We start from the raw sequence: 15,619 nt of genomic DNA, 5'->3' as shown, positions 1-15,619 counted from the left end.
GCCTCCTTAATGCAGCGTGGTTTTGGACGCAGCCAGGCGGCCACACAGCAGTTCATCCATCATGGTTTCACCCATGCGCGTGAGTCGCGGCGCCGCGACCAGCACGTCGGGCTGTACCATCTCGCTGAGCATGGTGCAGGCCATGTCCATACCGTTTTCCGGGCCGTACTTGCGCACGTAATAGCCTTCCAGCTCCAGCGCGATGGTCATCTGCACCTCGTCAAGCGAGGCGGAAACGTTGAGGCCGTAGTGCTCACAGGCGCTCAGGTAGCCCTGGGCAACGGCGCGGCGGTAAACGGCGGTGCGAACCTCAACGGGCAGGCAGGAATGATTAGTTGTCACGGGCGGAGACCTCCATATCGGTGAGCATGACGGATTCACAGGTGTTGACCACTTTACCCAGCTGGTCGGTAAGCAGCGCCACCACGGACGCCAGCGCATTGCCATCGGGGCCGCCGTGGCGGTTGCCGGAGCATTCGATAATTTCGAGCATGTCGAGCACGGTCACGCCGACGCTGTGGGCATGCTGAAGGCGCAGGAAATCGGCGTGGGGGATGGGATAAATGGCGTGTTGGTTATGTCGGGCTGACAGGGTATTCATGCGGCCACCCCATACAGCGGCAGGCGACCGGCAAAGGACAGCACGTAATCGCGGGCCAGCAGACGGCGGGCGGCGGATTCGGTTTCGGCGGTGGTGCGCAGCATGCAGGGACGGGCGGCGGTATCGGCACGGCGAACGGCGGCAAAAAGAAAGGTAAACTGCATGCGTGCAGAAATGAGGGTTGCGGCCATAGTGGCAGACTCCAGGGTTAGCTTATAAAAGCTACCACCAGAGTTCCTACACTCAGGGGTGGTAGCCCAGACGGGGGTAGGAATACCGGCAACCTTGGAAACCGGCCAGCCCGAAGGCTGCCCCGCCTGAGCCACCATTATTTTACAGACGCAACGGTATAAGAACCGCTGCGCAAAAAAATGGCGCACTGAGGCGACGACGTAAAAAAACACGCGTGGCGCGTGCTGTGTCGCCAAGGTTAAGCTCGGGTTCCTACGCCCGGCTGCCGATTTTGCGGCAGCGGGGAAACTGTATACCGGCGGCTCGCCAGAAAAAAGCCTTTTTTTATACATCGGCCCTTTTTCCTCAGCAATCGGTCAGGACGTGATCGGATTGCGGCGGATTTGATCGGAAGTTTTCGCTTTGCGCACTTTCACTTCCCTTTGCAGGCTCCGGCTTTTCGGCGAACACGGAAATATGGCCGTGACGGCCGCTGTTAAACGCGGGCAGCGTGGCGGTTTTGCCACCGGCGGCGGAAAGCAGGCTTTCGGCCACGTACACGGCCTCTTCCTGGCTGAGCGGGTAGCTGCGGGTGCCAACATTGAGCTTAATCATGCCGCACCTCCGGCACGCTGCGCGATGCGGGACTGCATCCAGTCGTCAATCTCTGACGCCAGCCAGGCAACGTTCTTGCCGCCGAGGGAAATCTGTGACGGAAACTGCTCACGGCAAATCAGGTCGTATATGGTCGAGCGGGACAGGCCGCAGATGCTGATAACTTCCGGCAGGCGCATAAAGCGGTCGCGGGGGTAGTACAGGTTGTTCAGGGGGGGCATTGCCGGGACTGAAGTTGAAGCGGTGGAAAGCATGGTGTTACCTCATTCTGTATCCGGGCGGCGCTGGCCGGTTCCGGTCGTGGTGTGCTGGTAACCCCCTATTGTGAGAATATTTTTGCCCGTGTAAACAAGCCCCTGCCCGCTGAAACGCGAGCAAAAACTGTCTAAAAAACAACCTAGTGTTGAATGTGGGTCAATATAGGTGAATATGGGGGAGCAGAGTAACAAAATGTTAATATCCAAAAGCTTCGCCTATTGATACGGGAGAATTAACTGGAAATAACATTCAAAAAGGCTGGCCAGAAAAAGGCTGTTAAAAAAACGGGTGAACAGTGGTGAATACCCGGTGAACAGTTAAATCTGAAGTGTTCACCCTCTTAATTACTGTTTTTATTATCTTTTTTATTAAGGTGAAGAGTAGTGAATAGTTTTATATAAAACTAAAAGCTCGGTGGGGGTATCAGTCCAGTACGTAGCCGTGTTTGCTGAGCGACAGGCAGGCAGCAATGAAATGATTTGTCCGGTGGTGAACGACAGAATAGCAACACCCTTTACAAAGAGAGAAAAGCTATGAGCACCCCGGAAAAGAGCGGCACCCTGGCAGCCTTTGAGCTGGCCCGAACGGCACACCTTGAGAAGATGAAAGAGTACAACGCCATCTGCGCCGACATTACCCGCTGCACCAAAGAGCGTGAAGCGGCCATTGAGGCAGGAAAGGAAGCCGAAACCAACTGGCGCATGCGCTTTCGCACCCTGCGCGGCAACCTGACCGACGAGCTGAAGGCGAAACACAGCCAGCGCATTGCCAGCCGTGAACTGGCCGACGAGTTTACCGGGCTGATTGAAGAGCTGGAGATTGATAAGCAGCTGACGATGATTGGCGGTTGTCATACCGGCCTGTCGTACATCAATTCTCACCAGGCAGCCTTTAATGAGTTTGCAGATGCGGCCTGGCAGTCGGCGCTGCGCAATATCAGCCCTTCACTTCTTTGGGCCATCCGCCTGCGCCTTCAGCGGGAGAAGGTTAATCCCCGTGACGACGACACGCGCAGCGATATGCAGGTTGTGGCGGAGCTGATTGGTAATGCGCTGACCCGTGCGGCTGCCGCGCTGCCTGAGAAGGCGCTGACGGAAGCCCCCGTACTGGAAAATATCGGCCTGTGGCGTCCGGCGCTGACAGGCTTGGATATGAAGCTGTACCAGAGTCCGGCGAGCAGGCAAAAACTGACGGAAACGCTGAAGGAAAAACGCGAACGCCTGAAAGAGGGCAATGCCAAATGATGCATTGTCCGCACTGCAAAAGCCCGGCACATGTTAAATCAAGCCGCTATATGTCCGAACAGGTTAAGGAACGCTATCACCAGTGCACTAATCTCGACTGCTCATGCTCATTTAAAACCAGCGAGAGCATCACGAAGGTGATCACCTCGCCGCCGCAGCCCGCACCGGCCCCCGCAGTCACCCCGTTGCCTGCTAAAGAACGCCAGACTATCGGGCGCTACGGTTCATCCTTCCGCACCCTGCATTAACCACCACGGCCGCTGAAAACAGCGGCTTAATTGTTTCCGCATTTCGCCCTTTCAACGCCTTTTTTCTGGCAAGCCGGTTTGTAAACAGCGATGCATGCATAAGGTGCATGGATTTGCATGCAGAATGCGGGGCTACAGGCATCCTCTCAGCCCACGCCCGGCGCGGCTTTACATGGTTCATGCAACTGCATAAAAAATGATGCACAAAGCGGGCAGGCGAGGCGGGGGTAGCATTGCGCGCTGGCCCCTGTAGAGGCACAGCACAGGCGAAGAAGGGCGCACGCATGCGGCCACGTGGCGTCAGGATGAATCATGTTGGATCGTGGTTGATGTTGGTTCGTAAGTGGTTGGGTGCAATCGCGCGTGTGTTGAGTCTGAGGTGGGTGACGAGGTATGAAAAAGCCGCCTGCTGGCGGCTTTGGTATGAAGGAAATGGACTATCAGGCAACTTTTAAAACTGGATAAAAAATAGTTTTAAAATCATCAGGAATAGCCTCTTTAAGTTGACTAATAATCGAACTGTTCTTAGGCAACTGCGATGCCAAGTCACTGAGCAGCGCATCAAGCTTTTCACTGCGATCCCATTGGATCTTATAGCTTGAGGAATCAATTTTTTGAGCAATCGATAGTAATTGTTGTCTATCGTTATAGACATATTTCATTTTAATTAAATTGACACCATCATCATGAATGTCTGAATAAGTTAAAATGAAATGAACCAACTCACCTTTCTTATAAGTTTCGATGTGTTGATATTCACGCTCAAAAATAGATGTAACTAACTCATGAGGCTGCACCCCTTTTACCATGCAAAAAGAAATTATTTTATTAATCTCTTTCATGATTTGAATATAGTTTGTCATTTAATCATCCTCTCAGCTTCTGCGAGAACCTTATCTAAATCATTAATCGACTGGAGAAGGGCCTTGTTATCTCGCTTATCAACCGGACCATACGCTTTGGCCAGTTTTATAAATACGTATCTTACTAAGATACCATCATTAGCGTCAGTTGTCTTTAAATAAGGCACGTAACGATTGAAAATAGCATAAAGCCCTGAACTTTTCTCACTAATACCATTATCAATCAGTAAATTAGAAACAGCATCTTGAGTGCGGGTTTTCAGAATTTCCCTCATTAATTTTCTTGCTTGATGAGGTCTTTTCTCAATTAACTCTGGATCAATAATTTCAGCAGCTTTCTGAACTTCTTTTTCTGCTAATTTCTGGCGTAATTCTTCCAATGCATCCTCGGGTAGATCTACACCTGCTTGCCTGATTTTTTCTATTTGTTGATTTACTGAGTCGCTTATCTCATGTCTTTTTTGTTCGAACAATGCATTAAAATCAATATCATTTAAGTAAGAATCCTTATCGCTGACATATACGTTTTCGCTTTCGACCCCTGCCAATTCGTTTCCTCTTTCGATATAATCTTTATCGGTGAACGTATATTCGCGAACAGTTGCCCTGCGAGCTTTCTCCACCTCCTTTTGGAAACTTTCCCACATGACGTTTAGGCCAATTTCCTCATGAAAGATTACTAAGCCATTATTATCAATTTCGAAATGTGTGATTTCAGATGCAGGTATAGCTCTCAATATCCTCCCGACAACTTGGGCGAAGGCATTCAGACTTCGATAAGGACGAAATATTGCTAGAATAGTTAGATATTTATGGTCATAACCTTCCATTAGCATATTTACGGAAATGACCACATCACATTGATGATGATCGACTTTCATCAAAGCATCAGAAAGATCACTTGGATCCATTTCACTGTGTACTATGACAGAAGTCATCCCCTTATCTTTGTACCAATTAAATAAATCCACTGCGTGCGCGATACTACAACCCACGGCTAAAATTTTATGAGGAACTTTTTTCGAAGTATTTTTTAGTTCTTTAAGTTTTTCAATGCTATGATCAATAACATCTAAAGAGCATTCTTTGGAAAGAGCAATGCTTTTTTCAATCCACTCTTTATCTTTGAGCATTAATATTTGTTCTTTAGATAGTTTTACTCCCGGTTGTTCCGGTGTTGTAAAAAATAGCTCATGCGCATTAACAGTTTCTTTTCTTAGCCACTTAACATATTTATCTCTCATAACCTCAGATAAAGGTGTTTCGTGAATTATTACACCTGGAATTTCCTGATTATCACCTCTGTAGGGCGTTCCAGTAACATGAAGTACTTTTGCATTTGAAAAATAATGAAGAGTATCACGCCAACTTTGTGCGGGTGCGTGATGGGCTTCATCAATAATAATGAAATCAAAGAAATCTGGAGGCACTCGGTTAATTAATCCATTACCCCTTGCAGAGGTGATTTTTTGGATGTTAGAGTAAACAATATGGCTACTTAGCAGATGTTCAGCGGATAATTCAGCTAGATACTCATTGACTATAGGAATATCTTTACTGCTAAATACAATATCAAAATTAACCCAAAAGTTATCAGCAAGAACCTCTTGTGTTTTTCTTATGCTGTCTTTTGTAATAAGTCCAGGAGTAATAATCAGGACTCTTTTACGAGCGACACCAAATGGAGCTATTGAAATCAAACCACTTTTACCGGTACCTGTTGGCAAAACTACTAACGCTTCTTTGTTTTCTTCATCACTGAAAAATTCTTTTATTTTTATATAAGCTTCAATTTGTGGCGTTCTAAGCTTTGTATTACCTTCAATGTTTACCGCTGTGTTTAAAAAGTAAGACATATCAATTGTCCTTAATTAGTTAGTAACCTTTACGTGGATAAAGCTGGTCTGCATAGAATTGAAGCATCCGATTTCTACCATCCATATACTGAGCATGGTTATAGACGCCACGAATGCTGTTCTTATCCACATGGGCAAGTTGAGTCTCGATCCATGCGCTATCGAAACCTTCTTCATGCAGTATCGTTGACATTGTGTGCCTGAAACCATGCCCCGTGGACCTCCCTTTATAACCCAACAACTCAATCACTTGGTTAAGGCTTTCCTTACTTATAGGCTTTTTACGGTTATTGCGTCCAATAAAAATGTAGGGATAGTGACCAGTGATTGGTTTTAGTTGTTGGAAAAAATCTATCACCTGTGCTGAAAGCGGTACTAAATGAGATCGGCGCATCTTCATCCGTTCTGCTGGTATCTCCCAGATACCTTTCTCAAGATCCACCTCATCCCACGTAGCAAAGCGCATTTCCTGTGTTCTGACACCAGTCAGCATAACAATCTTAGTCGCATTTTTTGTAATAATGCTGCCGGTATACGCTTCCAGATCACGAATAAAATGAGGCAGTTCTTCAGCCGATAAAAATGGATGATGTTTCTGCTTTGGCACTGCCAGAGCACTGGCCAAATCTGGCGCAGGATTATACTCAGCTCTGCCTGTGATAATCGCATAGCGGAAAACCTCGCCACAGCGCTGCCGCACCTTTCTCGTTTTCTCTAAAGCTCCCCGCTTTTCAATACGCCTGAGAACCTCAAGCAGCTCCAGTGGTTTAATCTCGGAGATAGGACGGTAGCCAATCTGCGGGAAAACATCTTGCTCAAATGTCTTAATGATTTCTTCGCGATATGCCAGGGTCCAGCGATCGGCTTTATTTGCGTGCCACTCCCGGCTTATGGCTTCAAAAGAGTTCTCGTTCGAGAGCTGCTGCGCCAGTTTCTGCGCTTTGCGCTCCTCAACGGGATCTATCCCGTTGGCGACCTGTTTACGCGCTTTATCGCGTTTATCCCGCGCTTCTGCAAGTGATACGAGGCTGTAGGAACCAAAGGACATCAGGCGAGCTTTACCTGCGAACCGGTAACGAAATCTCCAGCCCTTACTTCCATCGGGATTGATGAGTAGGGATAAGCCCTGTCCATCGCTCAGGGTGAAAGGCTTGTCTTGCGCTTTTGCGCGTCGGATTTGTATGTCTGTAAGTGGCATATGTATAAGTGAATTATGCGTATAAGAAATCTATACATACCACTATACATATTTTTCGCGGATTTAGGGAGATGGCCTAGGACTAGCACGGACAACAATCCATTATAACTTTATGATTTTAAGCAAATTAAAGGATTGATTAGGAATAACGCGGACGTTCTTTGGCGGAAGATCACAGGAGTCGAACCTGCCCGGGACCGCTGGCGGCCCCAACTGGATTTGAAATCCAGCCGCCTCACCGGAGACGACGATCTTCCTCTTTGAAGAGGCGCAGAGTATAACATTGTGTAAAGCCGAAATTCAGCCCTAACCTCGTCGCAATCTGGCTTTCGTTAAGCGCATCCCACAATCACAAAACACAGCCGCCCTCCGCCCGTGAAAACGATCGCCTAAAGCCATTGCAACGCCCATTTCCCTGCTTCGCTGCCCAAAGAAATGTCGATCGTCTCACCCGGACAGGATCATGTCCGTTTTTGGCCTTCTTTGACCTGCCCTTTCCCGCCATCATTGGGCTATACCCTCTTCCACTGGAGTCCGTAAATGTCCAATACCGTCCTTTTAGTGATTGACGCGCAGCAGTCCTTCTATCATCGTGGTTACCAGGATACGGTCGAGATGCCGGCGTTTGAACGCAGTATCAGCGCGCTGATTGGCGGCTGCCATGTTCGTGGCATTCCGATTGTTGATGTGTTCCATGTGGAAGATCATGGCCCGTTTTCGCTGGCCTCCGGCCTGGTTGAGCGTCTGCCGTTCCTCAACCATAAGGTGGCGAAAACCGTTCAGAAACGGGTGCATAACGCGCTGACCGAATCCGGGCTGGAGCCGTGGCTGCGCGAGCAGAAAATCGATCATGTGATTATTTGTGGTCTGCGCACCGAACAGTGCTGCGAAACCACCGCCCGCGTGGCGTCCGATCTGGGGTATAAGGTGACGTTCGTGACCGAAGCGACGCTGACCTTCCCGATTAGCCATAACCGCATCACGCTGAGTATCGCTGACCTGCGTCATCATACTGAAGCCGTGCTGATCAACCGATTCGCCTCCATCCGTACCGTGGAGGAGTGTCTGCAGGAGTTGCCATAAGATGACTATCCCGGTGTGGTTTTTGATGGTGCCAGGCATTGTTTCGCTGGATGTGACCGGCCCGGCGGAAACGCTGAAGCTGGCAGCGGGCGCGTTCTCGCTGCGCTATATCGGCCCGGAGGAGAGCATCATGACCTCCACCGAGATGACCGTCAGCCGCATCGAGCCGTTGCCCGATCGCCTGCCCGCCGGGAGCCTGCTTATCGTGCCCGGCGTGGAGGACTCGAGTCGCGGGTTTGATACGCCGCAAGGCGTGGCCGCGCGCAACTGGCTGATGCGCCAGCAGCCGGATATCCATGACCGCAAGATTTCACTGGTGTGCGTCTGTTCCGGCACCATCCTGGCGGCAAAAGCCGGCCTGCTGAGCGGCGTGCAGTGCACCAGCCATCATGAAGTGATCGCCCGCCTGAAAAAGGCCGATCCGACGGCGATCGTGAAGGAAAACCGCATCTTTGTCGAAGATCGCGGCATCTGGACCAGCGCCGGCATTACCGCCGGCATCGACCTGTCGCTGCACCTGATCCACCAGCTGTGCGGCTCGCAGACTGCGCTTAACGTCGCGCGTGAAATGGTGGTCTACTTCCGCCGTTCGGGTGAGGATCCGCAGCTGTCGCCCTGGCTGCGCTATCGCAATCATATGCATCCGGCCATTCACCGCACCCAGGATTTGCTGGTTGTCCAACCTGAACGGGAGTGGCAGCTGGAGGAGATTGCCGGCAAGGTGCATATCAGCCCGCGCCACCTGACGCGGCTGTTCAGGCAACATCTGGGCATCAGCGTGCGCGATTATCACGAACAGCTGCGCATCGCCATTGCCCGCCAGCGTCTGCAACAGGGTGAAGGGGCCGAAAAAGCCGCGTTGTCCGCCGGGTTCTCGTCATCGCGCCAGCTGCGTCGGGCATTGCAGCGCTGGGAGGCGTAAGCCTTACACCTTCCCGCGCAGTGGCCGGAAAAAGGCCCTGATTTCCTCAGCCAGCGCCTGAGGTTTTTCCATCGCCGCGAAGTGCCCACCTTCCGCCATGGTCTGCCAACGCTGCACGTTATAGCAGCGGGCAACCCAGGACATCGGCGGCATCGGCAGTTCCGCCGGGAATAGCGCCACGCCAAGCGGCGGCAGGATACGCTCTCCGGCAGCAAAGGCCGCAGGGCGCTTGCTGCCCTCAACATACAGCCGGAATGACGAACCGATGGTTTGCGTAAACCAGTACAGCGAAATGTTGGTCAGCAGGGCATCGTAGGTTACCGCCTGTTCCAGCGGGCCGTTATGGTCAGTCCAGGCCTGAAATTTTTCCGCAATCCACGCCGCCAGTCCCGCCGGAGAGTCGTTTAAGCCCACCGCCAGGCTCTGTGGTCGGGTGCTTTGCACGCGACCATAGGCAGCATGTTGCTGGCTCCAGGCCTGCACATGATCGAGATACTGCTGCTCTTCCGCCGTCACCGCCGGCTGCCCTTCTCCCAGCGGCGGCGAATAGGAACCGGGGATGTAATTCAGATGCAGGCCGGTGAGCCGTTCAGGGAAACGCCAGGCCAGCCAGGTCGAAACGCCCGCGCCCAAATCCCCGCCCTGCGCGCCAAATTTGTCATATCCCAACCCGCTCATCAGCGCCGCCCACAGTGCGGCGATCTCATAGGTTCCGGTCCCGGTTTGCTCAGGCGCGGCGGAAAAGCCGTAGCCGGGCAGTGAAGGCACCACCACATCGAAGGCATCGCGCGCATCGCCACCGTGCGCGGCGGGATCGGTTAACAACGGAATGATATCGAGCATTTCAACAAACGAGCCAGGCCAGCCGTGGGTGAGGATCAGCGGCATCGGCGCAGGTCCGCTGCCGCGCTGGTGAATATAGTGGATACGCTGGTCGCCCAGCTGCGCGTGGAAGTGATCGAAGCGGTTAATTCGCGCTTCCTGCGCCCGCCAGTCAAACTCGTCCAGCCAGTACTCCACCAGTGTTTCCAGAAAGTGCAGATCGATGCCTTCGCTGTCGCCAACGCCCGCAGTTTCTTTCAGCCAGCGCGTCTGGCGCAGTCTCCGCCGCAAGTCGGCGAGTTCCGCCTCAGCGATATTCAGATGAAAAGGGGTGGATTCCATAACGTCTCCCGTAATGCGCACATTGGCTGAAGTAACCCTCTGCAGGAGTCTACTCTCAGCCCATCCTGCGGTCAGCCGCTTTCATCCGCATCAAAAAAGGGCGGCCAGATTTCTCTGTCCGCCCTTCTGTTACTCAGCCTTGAAATTTACTTCTTCACGCTCTCAATAAAGGTTTTACGGGCGGTTTTCGAGCCCAGACGCTCCGCTTCATCCAGCAGTTTCAGCGCTTTATCCACGTCTCCGGCTTTGACGGCCTTCTTAATCGACTCATTAAACCAGGCATCCGAATCGTCCAGCATCGGCTCTGACGGTTTGGCCGGTGCGGCTGGCGCTGGCGCAGGTGCCTGCGTGCTGCCAACCACCACCGGTGCCGCTTCGGCCGGTGCGGATGACGGGAAGATCTGACCAATCATCACGTTACCGGCTTTCTGCTCGGCGGTGACCTTCAGGCTCAAGGTGCCGGTTGGCGTATGGCGCGCCACAGGATCCGGGATATCCGGCACCGCGTTGCCCACGCCAGCGGCATAGGCTTTGGCCGGGTTAACCATCTGCGTGGTGGCATCCAGATCGTTGCGGGTGGTGTACACCAGCAGGTAAATTTGTTTCTGCCCCAGCGCCGGGGTCAGCTTCAGCGTCCCTTCCAGCCGGTCGCTGGACACAATGCCCGGCTTCTCGTAAGGGAAGTAGCTGGAAGGATAAAAGGCCGCCGGACGCATCTGCTCATCCAGCACCAGAACATTTGGCGCATACACGGTTTTGCCGGTGGCGATACTGGTCAGGGTAATCTCCAGCGAACCCCGGTCGGCAGGCAAGGCGAATGCCGCCACCGCGCCCTGAATTTGCCCCTGATTAATCTGTGCGCTGGACATCCCGAGCGTCACATCCTGCGTCACTGGCGGCACCAGCGGCGTCCACGACAGGTTGCGTAAGGTCTGGCTTGCAATCGCCGGAGCGGTATTCGCATCATTCTGCGCCGCATTCACCACCGCAGGTGCAGCAGCCAGCAGGCTCAACGACAGACACAGTGACAGCAGATTCTTTTTCATCATTGTTTCCTTTGAAATCACCCTGAAGGCTGGCGGTTTATACGGATAACCCACCAGCCAGCACATCATGTTTTTTCTACTCTTCCCCTGCCACAAAACCTCAAAGTCATTGAGTGGCTCAGGTGCCCGTCAGTGCAAACTCAGAAGGCGGTAAATTTTTTAATAACCCTGCCACAAAACCTCAAAGTCATTTGAGTTGCAGGAAGGCGGCAACCGAGCTCATCCCCGGGAGCATACATAAGTATGTGACCGGGGTGAGCGAGGGCAGCCAACGCATCTGCGGCTCAAAAGACGAAGAGGTTTACCACCAGACTTCCATCTGGGCGCCAAACGTCACCTCATCGTCGTTCCCCCGGCTGAACGTCCGCGCGCTGGTGTCGTTCATCGCCAGGCCGTTATCCACGCCCGCATCGGTGTCGTAACCCCACTTCTCATCCCACTTGGCATAGGTCGCAAACAGGCGGATCGCCGGACGGGACCAGATGCTGTCACCCGCCTGCCACTGCTGCGCCAGGGTCAATTTATACTGACCGTTGCGGTCGCCGGTACGCTGCGACTTCACGTTGTCGTAACCCGCTTCCAGCAAGGTGCTCATGATCGGCGTCCATTTGTACATCGGGCGCACGCCGACGGTGTACCAGGTGGTGCCGTTGTTGTTGTCACGGTCGGTATCCTGATACATCGCCACGTACATCAGGCCCCAGGTATCGTTAAAGTCGATGGCACCGTGGTCCAGCACGCGCAGCATGTTGCCGTTATTGTTGATTGCGCCGCCGTTAGAGTGGCCGTTGGATGAGCCGGTGTTCGGATCGGTCATCGAGTCCGCCGCGTACTGCACGACGAATTTGTTGTAGCCGTTATAAATGCTCTGCGTGTGTTCTGCGGTCAGTAACCAGCCATCTTTGGTGGCATTGTCATCCAGCGTATAGCCGTCACGTGCGTTGGCGCGGCCGTAGTCCACACCCAGCTCCAGCACGCCGCCCGGGTTGGTTTCAATCCCGGCCAGACGGACGTCGAACACGTCGTTAGAGGTCGGCAGTTCGTTACGCTGGTCGGCGATATAGCCAAAGGAGCCGCCGCTTTCGGTGTTACGCGTGGCGGCGATAGAAAGCTTACCAAAGCCGACATCCACATCTTCCAGACCGGCACCGGGACCGGAAATGTCCCAGTAGTAGAAGTCGATCATATGCACGTCATGACGCTGGTAGAAGCGCTTACCTGCCCAGAGGGTGGAGCCTGGTAACCATTCGATCAGGTTCTTACCTAACACGTTGGCTTCACGGAAAGCCGGATCGGTTGCTTCCCAGTCATTCTGCTGTGAAACGGAGTACGCCACGTTACTGTTGAAATAGAAGCTCTTATCGCCCTGTTTCCAGATTTCCTGGCCCAGGCGTAATTCGGCATAGGTTTCGCACTCGTTACCCAGACGGTATTTACTCTCCGCCCCGGTCGCCTTGAAACATTGCTGCTCGCCGCCGCTGCCAGACCAGCCAATACCGGAACGCGCATAACCGGTGAAATCCACCGCCATTGCCTGTGTGGAAAGGACGCCTGCAGCCACTGCCAGCGCCAGAGAGGAATTACGTATTGTTATCATCATCTTCTCCTGTAGGGGGACATGTGCATTTAAACGCCCGGCTCCGGGTGTAACCGGCGACAGGCCGTCCCGTCTTCACGGAACAGATGACAGCGGTGTGGCGGCAGGCCGATAGCGAATGTTGCACCTTCTTCTACCAGCACCACGTCGTTCTGGCGGTAAACCAGGTTTTGACGAATTGCCGGAATCTGGATGTGGATCTGTGTTTCGTTGCCGAGCTGCTCGACCACCTGCACTTCGCCGGACAGCGCAATTTCCGCGCGGTCACCGGGCAGCAGGTGTTCAGGGCGAATACCCAGCGAAAGGTTGCTGCCGACAATGACGTCACTGCCGGATACCGACAGCCAGACCCACTGGCGATCGGGCAGCTCGACCTGCACGCGGTCAGGCTCGACGGCCACCACTTTTACCGGCAGGAAGTTCATTTTCGGCGAGCCAATAAAGCCGGCGACAAAGCGGTTGGCGGGATAGTGGTAAAGCGCCAGCGGCTTGCCAATCTGGGCGATCTTGCCGGCGTTCAGCACCACGATTTTGTCGGCCAGCGTCATCGCTTCAACCTGATCGTGGGTGACGTAAATCATCGTGCGCTTCAGGCGCTTATGCAGTCGGGAGATCTCAATGCGCATCTGCACCCGCAGCGCCGCATCGAGGTTAGAGAGCGGTTCATCGAGCAAAAACACCGTCGGCTCTGCCACCAGCGTGCGGCCAATCGCCACGCGCTGACGTTGCCCGCCGGACAGCGCTTTCGGGCGGCGGTCGAGCAGGTGCGCCAGCTGCAACACTTCGGAGACCTGGTTCACCCGCCGGTCAATCTCGGCTTTTTTGGTGCGCGACAGCTTGAGGCCAAACGACATGTTTTCGGCCACCGACAGGTGCGGATAGAGGGCATAGGACTGAAACACCATGCCGATCCCGCGGCCGGCAGGCGGCACCTCATTCATGCGCTGATTGCCAATCTTCAGCTCACCGGCGGTGATCTCCTCCAGCCCGGCGATCATCCGCAGCAGGGTGGATTTTCCGCAGCCCGATGGCCCGACGAAGACCACGAACTCGCCTTCTTCTATCTCCAGATTGATGTCGCTGGAAATCACGGTCTCACCGAAGGCTTTATATACGCCGCTGAGGGAAACGCTCGCCATCTGGACTCCTGTGAATGTGGACGACTGAATGCCACGCAGCATGACGACATCCCCGGCGGGCGTAATCCTCCGGCGGCCGGATTTTTGTGGGGGAGGAGCAGGGAGGATGAGAAGTCGCGGTGCGGGCCGGAACGGGCCGGGCAAAAGCGCGTTTCGTGATCTGCGCTGCAAAAAACGATGGCGAATAACGGCGCGCAGGCGGGATTACTGAAGGCATTGCTAGCGGCGTCACAATCTGAGAGGTGGGGGCGTAGGCGGGGGGATGATGAAGCCCCAGGGGGTTAACGCCACACTGGCATCGTACCCTCGCTTCTCCGTCTGGGGCCAAGCCCCACAGCAATGAAAGGACTGGATTATGGCCCTCAGCATCAAGAACGTTATCAAACACACTGTCGCAGTTTCCGCGCTGGCTACGCTGGTGCTCTCGTCGTCCGCCTTCGCCAAAATCGAAGAAGGCAAGCTGGTGATCTGGATCAACGGCGATAAAGGCTATAACGGCCTCGCCGAAGTCGGTAAGCAGTTTGAAAAGGACACCGGCATTAAGGTCACGGTCGAACACCCTGACAAGCTGGAAGAGAAGTATCCGCAGGTGGCCGCCACCGGCGACGGCCCGGACATCATCTTCTGGGCCCATGACCGTTTTGGTGGCTATGCCCAGTCGGGCCTGGTGGCCGAAGTCAGCCCGGACAAAGCCTTTAAGGACAAGCTGTTCCCGTTCACCTGGGATGCGGTCACCTTTAACGGCAAGCTGATCGGTTACCCGGTGGCGGTAGAGTCGCTGTCGCTGATTTACAACAAAGACCTGGTGAAAACCCCGCCGAAAACCTGGGAAGAGATCCCGGCGCTGGATAAGACGCTGAAGGCGCAGGGCAAAAGCGCCATCATGTGGAACCTGCAGGAACCCTACTTCACCTGGCCGATTATCGCGGCCGATGGCGGCTATGCCTTCAAGTATGTTGACGGCAAATACGACATCAAAAACACCGGCGTCAACAATGAAGGCTCGAAAGCTGGATTACAGTTCATCGTCGATCTGGTGAAGAACAAGCATATCAGCGCCGACACCGACTACTCGATTTCCGAAGCCGCCTTTAACAAAGGGCAAACCGCGCTGACCATCGACGGTCCGTGGGCCTGGTCAAACCTCGATAAGAGCAAGATCAACTACGGCGTCGCGCTGCTGCCAACCTTCCACGGCAAGCCGTCGAAACCGTTTGTTGGCGTGTTGACCGCCGGCATCAACGCCGCCAGCCCGAATAAGGAACTGGCGAAGGAGTTTATCGAAAACTACCTGATCACCGATGCGGGCCTGGCCGCCGTCAACAAGGATAAGCCGCTGGGTGCGGTGGCGCTGAAGTCGTACCAGCAGAAACTGGAAAGCGATCCGCGTATTGCCGCCACCATGGCCAACTCCAAAAATGGCGAAATCATGCCGAACATCCCGCAAATGAGTGCCTTCTGGTACGCCGAACGCAGCGCGATCATCAACGCGGTCAATGGCCGTCAGACCGTGCCGCAGGCGTTGAAAGATGTTGAAACCCGCGTCACGAAATAACCTTAGCGTTAGCTGAAATAAAGGGCTGCTTGCAGCCCTGATTCCACAAGGATTGCTGC

General features: G+C 53.7%; 17 protein-coding genes and 1 tRNA gene. 5 read left to right on the top strand and 13 right to left on the bottom strand.

Going from position 1 to position 15,619, the window contains the following annotated elements:
• Window positions 1-6: 6 nt before the first annotated feature.
• The 5 genes from ACXKZG_RS00545 to ACXKZG_RS00525 are packed head-to-tail and all read right to left on the bottom strand — an operon-like array spanning window position 7 to window position 1,608.
• Window positions 7-342, bottom strand: coding sequence for a DUF5375 family protein (locus tag ACXKZG_RS00545; protein WP_488875543.1), 336 nt, complete (start codon window positions 340-342; stop codon window positions 7-9).
• Window positions 332-601, bottom strand: a complete 270-nt coding sequence (locus ACXKZG_RS00540; RefSeq protein ID WP_151036755.1) for a hypothetical protein — start codon at window positions 599-601, stop codon at window positions 332-334. Before ACXKZG_RS00540 ends, ACXKZG_RS00545 begins: the two co-directional genes overlap by 11 nt.
• Window positions 598-1,125: a host cell division inhibitor Icd-like protein gene (locus ACXKZG_RS00535; RefSeq protein ID WP_488875542.1), complete on the bottom strand. Its 528-nt coding sequence runs from the start codon at window positions 1,123-1,125 to the stop codon at window positions 598-600. Before ACXKZG_RS00535 ends, ACXKZG_RS00540 begins: the two co-directional genes overlap by 4 nt.
• A gap of 13 nt (window positions 1,126-1,138) precedes the next feature.
• Window positions 1,139-1,387 carry a hypothetical protein gene (locus ACXKZG_RS00530; RefSeq protein WP_488875541.1) on the bottom strand — a complete coding sequence of 83 codons (249 nt, stop codon included), beginning with the start codon at window positions 1,385-1,387 and terminating at the stop codon, window positions 1,139-1,141.
• Entirely contained in the window at window positions 1,384-1,608 is a 225-nt protein-coding gene (locus tag ACXKZG_RS00525) for a helix-turn-helix transcriptional regulator (protein WP_488875540.1), read from the bottom strand. Before ACXKZG_RS00525 ends, ACXKZG_RS00530 begins: the two co-directional genes overlap by 4 nt.
• Before the next feature lie 570 nt (window positions 1,609-2,178).
• Between ACXKZG_RS00525 and ACXKZG_RS00520 the strand changes: the two genes are divergently transcribed.
• Both ACXKZG_RS00520 and ACXKZG_RS00515 read left to right on the top strand, forming a co-directional pair.
• A complete protein-coding gene (locus ACXKZG_RS00520) occupies window positions 2,179-2,889 on the top strand; it encodes a hypothetical protein (RefSeq protein ID WP_488875539.1) in 711 nt (236 codons plus the stop codon).
• Window positions 2,886-3,137, top strand: coding sequence for an ogr/Delta-like zinc finger family protein (locus tag ACXKZG_RS00515; RefSeq protein WP_488875538.1), 252 nt, complete (start codon window positions 2,886-2,888; stop codon window positions 3,135-3,137). Before ACXKZG_RS00520 ends, ACXKZG_RS00515 begins: the two co-directional genes overlap by 4 nt.
• A 440-nt stretch (window positions 3,138-3,577) precedes the next feature.
• On the opposite strand, the gene ACXKZG_RS00510 is transcribed toward ACXKZG_RS00515, so the two are convergent.
• The 4 genes from ACXKZG_RS00510 to ACXKZG_RS00495 form a co-directional block, all read right to left on the bottom strand.
• A complete protein-coding gene (locus ACXKZG_RS00510) occupies window positions 3,578-4,000 on the bottom strand; it encodes a hypothetical protein (RefSeq protein WP_488875537.1) in 423 nt (140 codons plus the stop codon).
• Window positions 3,997-5,856, bottom strand: coding sequence for a DEAD/DEAH box helicase (locus ACXKZG_RS00505; protein WP_488875536.1), 1,860 nt, complete (start codon window positions 5,854-5,856; stop codon window positions 3,997-3,999). Before ACXKZG_RS00505 ends, ACXKZG_RS00510 begins: the two co-directional genes overlap by 4 nt.
• 19 nt (window positions 5,857-5,875) lie before the next feature.
• A complete protein-coding gene (locus ACXKZG_RS00500) occupies window positions 5,876-7,054 on the bottom strand; it encodes a tyrosine-type recombinase/integrase (protein WP_488875535.1) in 1,179 nt (392 codons plus the stop codon).
• A gap of 162 nt (window positions 7,055-7,216) precedes the next feature.
• Window positions 7,217-7,311 (bottom strand) — tRNA-Sec (locus ACXKZG_RS00495).
• Between the two features lie 283 nt (window positions 7,312-7,594).
• On the opposite strand from ACXKZG_RS00495, the gene ACXKZG_RS00490 reads away from it, so the two are divergent.
• Both ACXKZG_RS00490 and ACXKZG_RS00485 read left to right on the top strand, forming a co-directional pair.
• Window positions 7,595-8,137 carry an isochorismatase family protein gene (locus ACXKZG_RS00490; protein WP_053141212.1) on the top strand — a complete coding sequence of 181 codons (543 nt, stop codon included), beginning with the start codon at window positions 7,595-7,597 and terminating at the stop codon, window positions 8,135-8,137.
• Window position 8,138: 1 nt separating this feature from the next.
• Window positions 8,139-9,059, top strand: a complete 921-nt coding sequence (locus ACXKZG_RS00485; protein ID WP_346596047.1) for a GlxA family transcriptional regulator — start codon at window positions 8,139-8,141, stop codon at window positions 9,057-9,059.
• A 3-nt stretch (window positions 9,060-9,062) separates the two neighbouring features.
• Here ACXKZG_RS00485 and ACXKZG_RS00480 read toward each other — a convergent pair whose 3' ends face one another.
• The 4 genes from ACXKZG_RS00480 to malK all read right to left on the bottom strand — a co-directional run bounded on the left by ACXKZG_RS00480 (window position 9,063) and on the right by malK (window position 14,005).
• Complete coding sequence (locus ACXKZG_RS00480; protein WP_488875534.1) at window positions 9,063-10,223, bottom strand: epoxide hydrolase family protein; 1,161 nt, start codon at window positions 10,221-10,223, stop codon at window positions 9,063-9,065.
• Window positions 10,224-10,369: 146 nt separating this feature from the next.
• Complete coding sequence (gene malM / locus ACXKZG_RS00475; protein WP_338575493.1) at window positions 10,370-11,269, bottom strand: maltose operon protein MalM; 900 nt, start codon at window positions 11,267-11,269, stop codon at window positions 10,370-10,372.
• Between the two features lie 301 nt (window positions 11,270-11,570).
• Window positions 11,571-12,869 (bottom strand): maltoporin, encoded by a 1,299-nt coding sequence (locus ACXKZG_RS00470; protein WP_173363020.1) that lies wholly within the window; start codon window positions 12,867-12,869, stop codon window positions 11,571-11,573.
• A gap of 26 nt (window positions 12,870-12,895) precedes the next feature.
• Window positions 12,896-14,005: a maltose/maltodextrin ABC transporter ATP-binding protein MalK gene (gene malK, locus ACXKZG_RS00465; protein WP_013204468.1), complete on the bottom strand. Its 1,110-nt coding sequence runs from the start codon at window positions 14,003-14,005 to the stop codon at window positions 12,896-12,898.
• Window positions 14,006-14,360: 355 nt separating this feature from the next.
• Between malK and malE the strand changes: the two genes are divergently transcribed.
• Window positions 14,361-15,560 (top strand): maltose/maltodextrin ABC transporter substrate-binding protein MalE, encoded by a 1,200-nt coding sequence (gene malE, locus ACXKZG_RS00460; RefSeq protein ID WP_013204469.1) that lies wholly within the window; start codon window positions 14,361-14,363, stop codon window positions 15,558-15,560.
• The last annotated feature ends 59 nt before the right edge of the window (window positions 15,561-15,619 follow it).

This window comes from Erwinia sp. 2186 (assembly GCF_057812255.1).
Note: the sequence above shows the minus strand (reverse complement) of the source record. Positions and strands in the feature narration are given on the sequence as shown.

Bases quoted from the DNA above. Each gene is read 5' to 3' on its own strand.
- ACXKZG_RS00500 (WP_488875535.1), bottom strand. From the start codon at position 7,054: ATGCCACTTACAGACATACAAATCCGACGCGCAAAAGCGCAAGACAAG.
- ACXKZG_RS00505 (WP_488875536.1), bottom strand. From the start codon at position 5,856: ATGTCTTACTTTTTAAACACAGCGGTAAACATTGAAGGTAATACAAAG.
- ACXKZG_RS00520 (WP_488875539.1), top strand. From the start codon at position 2,179: ATGAGCACCCCGGAAAAGAGCGGCACCCTGGCAGCCTTTGAGCTGGCC.
- ACXKZG_RS00530 (WP_488875541.1), bottom strand. From the start codon at position 1,387: ATGATTAAGCTCAATGTTGGCACCCGCAGCTACCCGCTCAGCCAGGAA.
- malE (WP_013204469.1), top strand. From the start codon at position 14,361: ATGGCCCTCAGCATCAAGAACGTTATCAAACACACTGTCGCAGTTTCC.
- ACXKZG_RS00480 (WP_488875534.1), bottom strand. From the start codon at position 10,223: ATGGAATCCACCCCTTTTCATCTGAATATCGCTGAGGCGGAACTCGCC.
- malK (WP_013204468.1), bottom strand. From the start codon at position 14,005: ATGGCGAGCGTTTCCCTCAGCGGCGTATATAAAGCCTTCGGTGAGACC.
- ACXKZG_RS00515 (WP_488875538.1), top strand. From the start codon at position 2,886: ATGATGCATTGTCCGCACTGCAAAAGCCCGGCACATGTTAAATCAAGC.
- ACXKZG_RS00470 (WP_173363020.1), bottom strand. From the start codon at position 12,869: ATGATGATAACAATACGTAATTCCTCTCTGGCGCTGGCAGTGGCTGCA.
- malM (WP_338575493.1), bottom strand. From the start codon at position 11,269: ATGAAAAAGAATCTGCTGTCACTGTGTCTGTCGTTGAGCCTGCTGGCT.
- ACXKZG_RS00490 (WP_053141212.1), top strand. From the start codon at position 7,595: ATGTCCAATACCGTCCTTTTAGTGATTGACGCGCAGCAGTCCTTCTAT.
- ACXKZG_RS00510 (WP_488875537.1), bottom strand. From the start codon at position 4,000: ATGACAAACTATATTCAAATCATGAAAGAGATTAATAAAATAATTTCT.
- ACXKZG_RS00485 (WP_346596047.1), top strand. From the start codon at position 8,139: ATGACTATCCCGGTGTGGTTTTTGATGGTGCCAGGCATTGTTTCGCTG.
- ACXKZG_RS00525 (WP_488875540.1), bottom strand. From the start codon at position 1,608: ATGCCCCCCCTGAACAACCTGTACTACCCCCGCGACCGCTTTATGCGC.
- ACXKZG_RS00535 (WP_488875542.1), bottom strand. From the start codon at position 1,125: ATGTATAAAAAAAGGCTTTTTTCTGGCGAGCCGCCGGTATACAGTTTC.
- ACXKZG_RS00540 (WP_151036755.1), bottom strand. From the start codon at position 601: ATGAATACCCTGTCAGCCCGACATAACCAACACGCCATTTATCCCATC.